Origin of the sequence: Microbacterium sp. UBA3486 (genome assembly GCF_002377845.1) — a bacterium.
GTDB classification, from domain to species: domain Bacteria; phylum Actinomycetota; class Actinomycetes; order Actinomycetales; family Microbacteriaceae; genus Microbacterium; species Microbacterium maritypicum_A.
In genome coordinates, this window is sequence record NZ_DFQP01000087.1 from 40,621 (window position 1) to 42,616 (window position 1,996).

Sequence of the window (1,996 nt, forward strand, 5' to 3'; positions counted from 1 at the left end):
GATCGCCGGTGCATCCATCCTCACGGGAGAGGCTCGGCCCGACGCGGCCCGACGAACGATCTGTGGAGAACCCGAACGCCGATGCGATCGCCATCCCCTGTGGAGTACGAACGCTGTCGGAGAAGCATCACACAGCCCCGAACATGGACAGCACCACCGGCAGCACGCCGAGCACGATGAAGGCGGGCAGCACGCAGACCCCCAGGGGCACCAGCACGCGCACGCCGAGGCGTTCCGCCTCCCGTTCCAGTCGCGCAGCAGAGGCCACGCGCTCTGCATCCGCGTGTTCGAGCAGCAGCGGGCGCATCGGAACACCGGCGGCTTCCGCAGCGGCGATCGTCGACAGCAGCGGGCTCCCGGAACAGAAGTCGTCGAAGGCGATCCACTCGGCCCCGTACTGGTCCACGCGATCCACCACGTGTCTCAGTGCCGCGGAAGGAGGGGCGCCGCCTCCCAGCGCGACCCAGAGCAGTTCGAACGGCAGACCGGCGATGTGATCGTCACTCGCGGTTCGATGCTGCATGGCGCGAGACCAGTACACGCCGATGCCGAGCAGACCGATGCCGATCGCCGCGATCGCCGCCCCCATCCCGCTGAACAGCACCGGTATCGGATCGAATCCGAGCAGCAGGCCGAGCAGCAGCGCGAGGATCGGCAGGGCCGCAACCATGCGCACCGTCGCCCGCGGACCCGCCAGGAGCACGGATCGTCGTTCCCGCAACTGGTCGAGTTCGCGCAACGCATACGCGATGCGTTGGAGCGCGGGGGCGAGCGGAGCACCGCATGCTTCGGCGAGGCGCCAGGCGACTGCCAGCACGCGCCATTCCGGATCGGGGGTCGCTGCGAGCGCGGAGGCGACCGGGACTCCGTCTGCCACACGGGCGGCGATGATTCTTGTGGCAGAGGTCGGCTCTGCGTCGGCGGCGATCACTGCGAACGCCCGACCGGGCGGCACTCCCCCGCGAAGGAGCGCCGCTGCTCGTTCCGCGACGACCGTCGCCTCATTCCGTTGATGCGCGGTGACGCTCGAAGCCGAGCCCGAAGCTGAAGCGATTCGTGACCGGGCGAGGGACCGGAGTCGCTTCCACACGCGCTACGCCACCACCCTTCGCACTCCGAGCAACCGGTCACCGGTGAGCTCGAGACCGCCGATCGCGCGCACCCGAGGGCCGAGAGCACCCCGTTCGACGTGGACGATCGCGTGCAGTGCACTGACGGCCTGTCGAGCGAGCGCTTCCGGCGTCCATCCCGCGAGCGCACCCAGCGCTTCGAGGCGCGAGGGCACTTCTTCCAGACGGCTCGCGTGGAGGGTTCCGGCGCCGCCGTCGTGGCCGGTGTTCAGTGCTGCCAGGAGCGTCGAGATCTCGGCACCGCGGCACTCGCCGAGCACGATGCGGTCGGGCCGCATGCGCAACGCTTCCCGCAGCAGTCGATCGACCGAGACCTCCCCGACCCCTTCCGCGCTCGCCTGACGCGTTTCGAGAGACACGGCGTGCGGATGCCTCAACCGCAGCTCCGCCACGTCCTCGATCGTGAGGATGCGCTCGTGCGGTGGGGCGAGATCCAGCAGTGCGGCCAGCACCGTCGTCTTCTCCACTTGGTGCATCTGACGCACCTAGTCAGTGGAGGTGATCGGCATGGATGTCGAACGCAAGAAGAACGTCGTGGCGTACGTGCGGGTGGCCCGCGCGCGAGCCGTTGGCGGGGATGCAACAGCACAGCGACGAGCCATCGAGCGTTACTGCCGCGAGAACAACCTAGTCGTCGCAGCGACGCTGCAGGCAACCCGCCTGGCAGTCGATCGGTCCTCGAAGGAGGTGCTTCGCGCACTGGCGCGATGCCCCTTCGATGTGTCCTTGAGGCAGGGCTCCGATCGGGGCGGTCGTCATGCTCTCTAGGGCAACGACGAGCAGCACCGGGACGATCACGGAGCAGGTGCTGGTCTATCTGAGGATCAGCGAGGACCGCACCGGGGAGGAGGCCGGGGTCGAGCGAC

The 1,996-nt window shown here is 68.7% G+C and carries 2 protein-coding genes and 1 pseudogene; 1 reads left to right on the plus strand and 2 read right to left on the minus strand.

Going from position 1 to position 1,996, the window contains the following annotated elements; translation table 11 throughout:
* Window positions 1-127: 127 nt before the first annotated feature.
* Together B2869_RS13840 and B2869_RS13845 are read right to left on the minus strand one after the other, a co-directional pair.
* Complete coding sequence (locus B2869_RS13840; protein WP_292767734.1) at window positions 128-1,090, minus strand: type II secretion system F family protein; 963 nt, start codon at window positions 1,088-1,090, stop codon at window positions 128-130.
* A 3-nt stretch (window positions 1,091-1,093) separates the two neighbouring features.
* A pseudogene (locus tag B2869_RS13845) lies at window positions 1,094-1,591 on the minus strand (ATPase, T2SS/T4P/T4SS family); the annotation flags it as partial.
* A 296-nt stretch (window positions 1,592-1,887) separates the two neighbouring features.
* On the opposite strand from B2869_RS13845, the gene B2869_RS18785 reads away from it, so the two are divergent.
* Window positions 1,888-1,996, plus strand: a 109-nt coding sequence (locus B2869_RS18785) for a hypothetical protein (RefSeq protein ID WP_414683277.1), incomplete at its 3' end; no start/stop codon positions are given.